The 531-nt window shown below is 61.4% G+C and carries 1 protein-coding gene; it reads right to left on the reverse strand.

The window, feature by feature from the left end; translation table 11 throughout:
• A partial coding sequence (locus tag FLO80_RS23745; protein ID WP_246156797.1) for a phage tail protein occupies positions 1-493 on the reverse strand: 493 nt, incomplete at its 3' end.
• Positions 494-531: the final 38 nt, after the last annotated feature.

A 531-nucleotide genomic window follows, 5' to 3' on the forward strand; every position in this document is an offset into this window, starting at 1 on the left:
TCACGCCGGAAGGCGCCAGACCAATGCTGCGGTCGGCAGAAAGATCGCCCCAACCGACCAAGCCATTGCCAGCCAGAATCTTGCGGCCCTTGAAATCGGCAGCGACCTTTTCCTTCACCCAGTCCTGAGTGGCGTAGATGATGCCGTTGTCGATCAGCAGCTGGACATTCTCCAGGCCGGAGAGCGCCAGGTTCACCCGAATGGTCTGGGTCCGCGCACTGCCACTTTCCATTGCAGCCTTGTAGCTGGGCGGGCAGTTGGATACCGCGACGAACTTGCCGTCGGCATCCTGCAGGCCGATCTCGCGGATCCAGAAGCCACCTACCTCAACTGGCAGCACCACCTCGGCAACCAAGGTATTGGCGTTCTTGTCGGAAACGAACAGCCGATTCAGCTGAGCCCGATGGCGTTGGTTGATCAGGCTCTTCTGCGCCGCAGAAGGCAATGGATCCGGCGTGTCGCCCGGCGCACCGCCGGCATCGCCGATCAGCATATGAGTCGGCTGCCATTTCTTGCCTGCTGCACTGGCCG

It is taken from the genome of Aquicoccus porphyridii (assembly GCF_008369105.1).
Taxonomy (GTDB): domain Bacteria; phylum Pseudomonadota; class Alphaproteobacteria; order Rhodobacterales; family Rhodobacteraceae; genus Aquicoccus; species Aquicoccus porphyridii.